Below are 6638 nucleotides of genomic sequence, written 5' to 3'. Positions count from 1 at the left end.
ACGGTGCGCACAGAGCAGGATGCCGCGAACCTCACGGCGGAGTTCGGCGACTCGGTGACTCCCCTGCTTGTCGACCTGCTTGACGACGAGTCGGTGCGCGCCGCTGGGGCCCGTGTCGTCGCGGCCGGACCGCTGCACGCGCTCGTCAACAATGCGGGAATCGCGGTGCCCGCTCCGCTCGAGATCCTGCCGATCGAGCAGTTCCGCCGTCAGCTCGAGGTCAACCTGGTCGGCCAGCTGCACATGACCCAGGTGATGCTGCCTGCGCTGCTCGCGGCGACGGGTGCCCGCATCGTCTTCGTCGGGTCCATCAGCGGCCGCATCGCGAGCCCGGTGCTCGGGGCGTACAGCGCCTCGAAGCACGGTCTCGTCGGCCTAGTGGGCTCCCTGCGTGCGGAACTCGATCCCTACGGTGTCGCGGTGTGCCTCGTCGAGCCGGGAGTCATCGCGACACCCATCTGGTCGACCGCGGCCCGCGCAGGAGACGAGCTCATGTCCGGGCTGCCCGCCACAGGGCGCTACGAGCGGCAGGTTGCCGCCGCGCGGTCGAGCGCCGCGCGCGGGTCTTCTGGGCTCGATCCCCGGGTCGTCGCTCGTGTCATCCGCCGAGCCGTGACGGCTGCGCACCCCCGGCCACGTCAGGTCGTCGGCACGGATGCCCGCGTCGGCGCAGCACTGGTTCGGCTGCTCCCGTTCCGCGCGGTCTACCGGCTCATGGCCGGGAAGAGCTGACAGACCTGTCGCCGACGACACGCGGCGCGACAACGAATGCCGCAACCGCCGCGAGCAGGGTTGCGACGAACGACAGCACGAGCACCGCGCCGAGACCCTGAAGCTGCGCCTCCGCGAGGTCTGCGTGCCCCGAGTACAGCAGTCCGGGGCCGGCGGCAACGATGCCCGCTCCCACCATGCCGACGCTTGCAGGCACGAGGCAGATGCCGATGAGCGAGGCCCAGGCCCGCTTGGCGTCTCGCGTTCGAAAGGCGATCGTCGTGATGTGGCCGAGGATCGATGCGATGACGGCTAGCACCATGACGGCAACGGGCTCCAGCCACGGCGACGCGGGAAGCACAACAATGACTCCGGCGATGACGCCAGCGACGAGCCCGCCGGGCGTGGCGCGACGCACGTTGGCAACCTGAGCCGCCGTCCAGCCGATCGCGCCGCCGACTCCGCCAAGCACTGTGTTGAGCAGCAGCACCCGCGTCGTCTCGTCGATCACGAGTTCTGCGCCGACGACCACAGCGAGGAAGCCGAGGATGCTGGCGAGGGCGCACCACCCGAACAGCCACCCGGGGCGTCGTGGGCGGCCCTCCACCACGACACCGGACCAGCGGTGCGCAAGAGCGATCGCGATAGCCGCCGTGCCCGGCGCAACGCCGAGCACGCACGCTCCGGCGAAGTCGAGGCTTCCGATCCCCGCCGCAACCAGGCCATCCTCGATGTCGAACACCGCGTGCCCGATGGGAACGACCACGAGCACCAGCCAGATTGCGAGCGTCACCGTGAGAGCGACCCTCCGCCCGCCGCGGAGCCCGATGGAGGCGACCGTGAGAACCGCAACGGTGGCCAAGGCCCCTTGGAAGAGGGCGAGGTCGACTGGCTCGCCGAGCAGCATCCATTCGGCGCTCGCCAGCGATACCGCCCCCAGGCCGATTCCGCCGAGCCAGCGCAGGGTCTGCCGAGACGGAACTCCCCCGAAGAACAGGGCCATCGCGGGGCATAGGAACGCCAGCACGCCGACGGTTGCCACAGCCAGCGCAGGCGCGGAGTCGCTCATTCCCTCTGTGCCTCCTCGGGCGGTGGCTGGGCGGATGGGTGTGCCGCCATACGCAAGATTACGGGGTGCCATCCCGAAGGACGGCACCCCGTAACCGGTGGAGCAAGTACTACTTGACGTCTGCGAGCACGTAGCCCTCTTCACCGTGAACGACGGTGTCGACGCCGGCGAGCTCGTCCTCGCTCGTGATGCGGAATCCGATCGTCTTCTGGATGACGAAGGCGATGCCGTACGCGAGCACGAAGGAGTAGGCGAGCACGGAGAACGCTGCGATTGCCTGAACCAGCAGCTGCGTGGCGTCGCCGCCCATGAAGAGGCCGGTGCCGTTGGCGAAGAAGCCGAGGTACAGCGTTCCGATGAGGCCACCGACGAGGTGGATGCCCACAACGTCGAGCGAGTCATCGAAGCCGAGCTTGAACTTCAGGTCGATCGCGAGGGCGCAGACCGCGCCGGCGATGAGGCCGAGCAGGATCGCCCAGACCGGGTGCAGCGACGCACACGCCGGGGTGATCGCGACGAGACCGGCGACGGCACCGGAGGCGGCACCGACAGAGGTCGGCTTGCCATCCTTGACCTTCTCGACGACGAGCCAGGCGAGCAGTGCTGCTGCCGGAGCGGCGATCGTGTTGACGAAGGCGAGGGCAGCGGTGCCGTCGGCTGCGAGCTCCGAGCCGGCGTTGAAGCCGAACCAGCCGAACCACAGGAGGCCGGCGCCCAGAAGCACGAACGGCGGGTTGTGAGGAACGCTGACGCCCTTGCCGAAGCCGACGCGCTTGCCGAGAACCAGGGCGAGAGCGAGAGCAGCAGCACCGGCGTTGATGTGAACGGCGGTTCCACCGGCAAAGTCGATTGTTCCGACCCCGAAGACATCCTGCAGGCCGTGGGTCAGCCATCCGCCGTAGGCGAAGCTGCCGTCCTCAGCGAGGCCGAAGTTGAACACCCAGCTCGCGACCGGGAAGTACACGAGGGTTGCCCACACGCCAGCGAAGATCAGCCATGCGCCGAACTTGGCACGGTCGGCGATGGCACCGGAGACGAGTGCGACGGTGATGATCGCGAACGTCGCCTGGAAGGCGGCGAAGGCGAGCGGCGGGTACGCAGCACCCTCCGGCACCTCGAGGAGGCTGTTGAGGCCGACCGCGGTGAAGTCGATCGTCCAGGGTGCGAGGGTTCCCTCAGCGCCGGGGAACGCGATCGCGTAGCCGTAGAGCACCCACAGCACACCGATGAGTCCGAGTGCACCGAAGCTCATCATCATCATGCTGATGACGCTCTTGGCCTTGACGAGTCCTCCATAGAAGAACGCGAGGCCAGGGGTCATGAGCAGGACGAGAGCCGCGGCGATCAGAAGGAAGGCGGTATTGCCTTGATCCATTGTCATACCTCTCTTACGTTTGCAAAGGATGCACCGTCGGCTCATGACGCTAGGGAGGCCGTGGTTCCTCGGGTACGCCACTCATAGTGTCGGCAGGACGTTTCGGGTGCTGTGTCCCCATGTTTCGCATTGGTTACGCGGGGTATCCGTATGTAAACATCGTGTTTCGCGACTCTTCACATTCGTGGGGAAAAGTTGCGTTCGACCGTCGAGACGCGGCGTTCGCGCGTCTCTGGCGCAGTAATCCGGCGCTAGAGCCCTTCGCCAGAGGTCAAGGCGATGAGTCGCGACATGGCCCTGAGGTACTTCTTGCGGTAGCCGCCGGCGAGCATGTCGGCCGCGAAGACCTGGTCGAGCGGGATTCCCGTCGCGAGGATCGGCACCTGCGCGTCATAGAGGCGGTCGACGAGTGCGACGAGGCGGAGCGCATCCGTCTGGCTTGTCAGCTCGTGCACGTCGGTGAACGCGACCGCGTCGAGGCCGTCGACGAGCTTCACGTACTTCGACGGGTGAACGAGGGACAGGTGCTGGATGACGTCGCCGAACCGGTCACACGTGATAGTTCCAGAGAAGTGGGCAACAGCCGCATCAAGGGCATCGGGTTCGACGGTGACGGCGTGCCCCTCGAGGTCGCGGCGACGGTAGTCGAGCCCGTCGATGCGCATAGTCGAGAACTGCGCAGACATGGCGTCGATCTCGCGCAGGAAGTCCTGGGCGGCGAACCTGCCCTCGCCAAGGGCATTGGGCGGAGTGTTCGAGGTCGCAGCGACACGAGTGCCCGTGGCGACGAGCTCGGCGAGCAGACGGGTCATGAGCCGAGTGTCTCCCGGGTCGTCGAGCTCGAACTCGTCGATGCAGATCAGGGTTGCGCCGGAGAGCTGGGCGAGAGCCGTCTGGTAGCCGACGGCGCCGACGAGAGCCGTGTACTCGATGAAGGTGCCGAAGTACTTGCGACCAGGAGCGAGGTGCCAGAGAGCGGCGAGCAGATGGGTCTTGCCGACGCCGAACCCGCCGTCGAGGTAGATGCCGGGCTTGGTGTCGGAGGAGCGCTTGCGTGCAAACAGGCCGCCGGGCTTCCACGAGCCGGCGAACACGCGAATTGCCGCGACCGCCTCGGCCTGGGACGGGTAGTCGTGATCTGGCCGGTAGGTCTCAAGGGTGGCATCGACGAACTGGCGCGGCGGCACGAGGTGGCGAACGATCTCCTCACCCGTGAGAGTCGGACGGCGATCCGTGAGATGCGCGGGTGCGGTCGTCATTCCAGCCTTATTGTGTGTGTCACTCGGTTACAGGACTCCTACCCGAGCACCGCAAAGTGCGTAGGGTCGTAGAAGCGGGATGGATTCAACCCTACCCGCGACCCACCAGCCCATTTCTCGCGCCAAGCGGCGCTCACCGGAGGCAGCAATGGCCATCGAACTCGACCCGAACCCCCGTTTCGCAGACTTCGCACACCCGGAGCGCCTCGTCAGCGGTGACTGGCTCGAGGCCCGCCTCGGTACCCCCGGCCTCGTCGTGGTCGAGTCAGACGAAGACGTTCTTCTCTACGAGACCGGCCACATCCCCACCGCCGTCAAGATCGACTGGCACACCGACCTCAACGACCCCGTCGAGCGCGACTACATCGACGGAGAGGGATTCGCCAAGCTCCTCGGGTCCAAGGGAATCTCCCGCGACACTACCGTCGTGATCTACGGCGACAAGAACAACTGGTGGGCCGCGTACGCGCTGTGGGTCTTCACGCTCTTCGGCCACGAGGACGTGCGTCTGCTCGACGGTGGCCGGGCGAAGTGGGAGGCCGATGGCCGTGCGTACACGACCGACGCCGAGTCAGCCGTCGCTGTCGACTACCCCGTTGTCGAGCGCAATGACGCCCCCATCCGCGCCTACAAGGATGACGTGCTCGCCCACCTCGGCAACCCCCTCATCGACGTGCGCTCGCCAGAGGAGTTCAGCGGAGAGCGCACCACAGCGCCCGCCTACCCGGAGGAGGGCACGCTGCGTGCCGGCCACATCCCGACCGCTCAGAACGTGCCGTGGGGCAAGGCGGCTGCAGAGGACGGCACGTTCCGGTCGCTGCCAGAGCTGAACGCGCTGTACCGCGAGGGCGCCGGCCTCAACGACGGCGACAGCGTCATCGCCTACTGCCGCATCGGCGAGCGGTCGAGCCACACCTGGTTCGTGCTCACCCACCTGCTTGGCTTCGAGGGCGTGCGCAACTACGACGGCTCCTGGACGGAGTGGGGCTCCGCCGTTCGCGTGCCCATCGTCAAGGGCTCGGAGCCGGGCGCCCTGCCGGTCAGGTAGCGCTGCCGCACGTACCCTTGATCCATGACTGAACTACCGTCCGCGCTCGCGGAGATCCGCAGCGATTTCCGCGAGCTCGGCATCAAGGACCGCCTGCAGCTGCTGCTGGAGTTCTCCAACGAGCTGCCGGAACTGCCAGAGCAGTACCGCGACCACCCCGACCTGTTCGAGCGCGTCGAGGAGTGCCAGTCCCCCGTCTTCATCTTTGTCGAGATCGACGAGCACGCAGTGGTGCACCTCTGGGCGACAGCACCGAAGGAGGCCCCGACCACCCGTGGCTTCGCGTCGATCCTCGTGCAGGGCCTGGCCGGCCTCACTGTCGAGGAGGTGCTCGCTGTGCCCGACGACTACCCGAGCGATCTCGGCCTCACCGAGGCCGTGAGCCCCCTGCGCATCCGGGGAATGACCGCACTGCTCGGTCGCACGAAGCGGCAGATTCGCGACAAGATAGCGGTGTGATCCTCGAGCGGCTGTTCCCCTCCCCGTTCGAGTCGATCGACGGCGACGATCGGGAGCGACTGCTCGAGCTGTACCGTCCACCTGATACGGATTGGCTTCGGCTCAACCTCATCACCAGCGTGACGGGAGCCGCGAGCGGCAGCGACGGCACCAGCGAGACGCTCACGAACCCGGCGGACCGCCGCATCCTCGGCGTCATCCGCGAACTCGCCGACGTGGTGCTGATCGGCGCGGAGTCGGTGCGGGCCGAAGGCTACCTGCAGCCGCGGCGCTCCCGGATCGCCATCGTGACCTCGACTGGCGACCTCGCCGGACACCGTCTTGAACGCACCGACGGCCCAGCTCCCATAGTGATCTGCCCGGCCTCGGCAGCCGCGAAGGTCGCCTCGACCATCGACGATCCCGAGGTGCTGGTGGTCGACGACGTCGACGGCCGCATCGCGCCAGCCGTGGTCATCGAGGCGCTGCGATCCCTCTCCCTCACCTCGATCGTCTGCGAGGGCGGGCCCGGACTCGCGGCGCAGCTCGTCGATGCCGGCCTTGTGCAGGAGTTCTGCCTTGCCACAAGCCCGCGAATCGGCGGAGCGCCGTTCCCTGTGCTTGGCGGCACCCCAATCGCCGAACGGAGCGCCGTGCTCACGAGCCTGCTCCGCGACGAGTCGAGCGGGCTCTACGCGCGCTGGTCGATCTCGAGCTGACTCGTGGCCGGAGCCTGGT

The 6638-nt window shown here is 67.4% G+C and carries 7 protein-coding genes; 4 read left to right on the top strand and 3 right to left on the bottom strand.

The genetic code is table 11. The features are described 5' to 3' along the window. On the top strand, positions 1 to 732 hold a 732-nt coding region (locus AC14A7_RS05400; RefSeq protein ID WP_484006977.1), incomplete at its 5' end, for an SDR family NAD(P)-dependent oxidoreductase. Here AC14A7_RS05400 and AC14A7_RS05395 read toward each other — a convergent pair. The 3 genes from AC14A7_RS05395 to zapE form a co-directional block, all read right to left on the bottom strand. Next, on the bottom strand, positions 713 to 1780 hold the full coding sequence (locus AC14A7_RS05395; protein ID WP_484006975.1) for a hypothetical protein: 1068 nt from the start codon (positions 1778 to 1780) through the stop codon (positions 713 to 715). The two genes, AC14A7_RS05400 and AC14A7_RS05395, sit on opposite strands and share 20 nt — an antisense overlap. A 109-nt stretch (positions 1781 to 1889) precedes the next feature. After that, on the bottom strand, positions 1890 to 3155 hold the full coding sequence (locus AC14A7_RS05390) for an ammonium transporter (RefSeq protein ID WP_484006973.1): 1266 nt from the start codon (positions 3153 to 3155) through the stop codon (positions 1890 to 1892). A 251-nt stretch (positions 3156 to 3406) separates the two neighbouring features. Continuing rightward, positions 3407 to 4414 (bottom strand): cell division protein ZapE, encoded by a 1008-nt coding sequence (gene zapE / locus AC14A7_RS05385; protein WP_484006971.1) that lies wholly within the window; start codon positions 4412 to 4414, stop codon positions 3407 to 3409. A gap of 148 nt (positions 4415 to 4562) precedes the next feature. Between zapE and AC14A7_RS05380 the strand changes: the two genes are divergently transcribed. The 3 genes from AC14A7_RS05380 to AC14A7_RS05370 are packed head-to-tail and all read left to right on the top strand — an operon-like array spanning position 4563 to position 6619. Next, entirely contained in the window at positions 4563 to 5462 is a 900-nt protein-coding gene (locus tag AC14A7_RS05380; RefSeq protein ID WP_484006969.1) for a sulfurtransferase, read from the top strand. A gap of 24 nt (positions 5463 to 5486) precedes the next feature. Next, positions 5487 to 5921, top strand: a complete 435-nt coding sequence (locus AC14A7_RS05375) for a SufE family protein (protein WP_484006967.1) — start codon at positions 5487 to 5489, stop codon at positions 5919 to 5921. Next, on the top strand, positions 5918 to 6619 hold the full coding sequence (locus tag AC14A7_RS05370; RefSeq protein ID WP_484006965.1) for a dihydrofolate reductase family protein: 702 nt from the start codon (positions 5918 to 5920) through the stop codon (positions 6617 to 6619). Before AC14A7_RS05375 ends, AC14A7_RS05370 begins: the two co-directional genes overlap by 4 nt. Positions 6620 to 6638 lie beyond the last annotated feature (19 nt).

The organism is Conyzicola sp. (assembly GCF_057073975.1).
This window is presented reverse-complemented; position numbering and strand designations above follow the sequence as displayed.

Coding starts and splice junctions, on each gene's coding strand:
- AC14A7_RS05395 (WP_484006975.1), bottom strand. CDS start 1,780: ATGAGCGACTCCGCGCCTGCGCTGGCTGTGGCAACCGTCGGCGTGCTG.
- AC14A7_RS05390 (WP_484006973.1), bottom strand. CDS start 3,155: ATGGATCAAGGCAATACCGCCTTCCTTCTGATCGCCGCGGCTCTCGTC.
- zapE (WP_484006971.1), bottom strand. CDS start 4,414: ATGACGACCGCACCCGCGCATCTCACGGATCGCCGTCCGACTCTCACG.
- AC14A7_RS05380 (WP_484006969.1), top strand. CDS start 4,563: ATGGCCATCGAACTCGACCCGAACCCCCGTTTCGCAGACTTCGCACAC.
- AC14A7_RS05375 (WP_484006967.1), top strand. CDS start 5,487: ATGACTGAACTACCGTCCGCGCTCGCGGAGATCCGCAGCGATTTCCGC.